The organism is Oleiphilus sp. HI0086 (genome assembly GCF_001635225.1).
On sequence record NZ_LWFZ01000092.1, the window covers coordinates 1 to 690 of the forward strand.

The 690-nt window shown below is 48.6% G+C and carries 1 protein-coding gene; it reads right to left on the reverse strand.

Going from position 1 to position 690, the window contains the following annotated elements; genetic code table 11:
* The coding region (gene murC, locus A3756_RS01365) for a UDP-N-acetylmuramate--L-alanine ligase (RefSeq protein ID WP_197481087.1) at nt 1-690 on the reverse strand (690 nt) is incomplete at both ends.

The following is a 690-nucleotide window of genomic DNA, read 5'->3' on the forward strand; positions in this document are numbered from 1 at the left end:
GCACGTGATACCTGAGGCATTATTTCTTCTACTACTGGGTCGTCTACACACATCACCGCAGCACCGTAAAACGGCAGGTTATGAAGGAAGTCTACAAAGGTCTGTTTAAGCTTTGAGAAGTCGCCACCATAGGTATGCATATGATCCGCTTCGATATTTGTAACCACTGAAATCATCGGTGTAAGGTGCAAGAATGACGCATCACTCTCATCTGCTTCAGCAACCAGGTATCGAGACCCACCCAGACTTGCATTGGTACCCGCGCTATTTAAGCGACCACCGATCACATACGTAGGGTCTAAACCTGCCTCGGCGAGTACCGATGCAATCAAACTGGTTGTAGTTGTTTTGCCATGCGTTCCCGCAATCGCGATACCGTGACGATAACGCATTATTTCAGCCAGCATTTCTGCTCGCGGAACAATTGGCGTACGGTGCTCTCTGGCTGCAGCCACTTCCGGGTTGTTTTCATCAATCGCAGAAGAAACCACTACTACATCGGCTTGTGCGACATTTTCCGCATCATGCCCAAAATAGATTTTCACTCCTAATGAAGCGAGTCGTTTTGTCACTGCTGACTCATTTAAATCTGAACCCGAGATTTGGTAACCCTGGTTACGTAGCACTTCTGCAATTCCGCACATGCCCGCGCCACCAATACCTACGAAATGGATCAGACTGATACGGCGC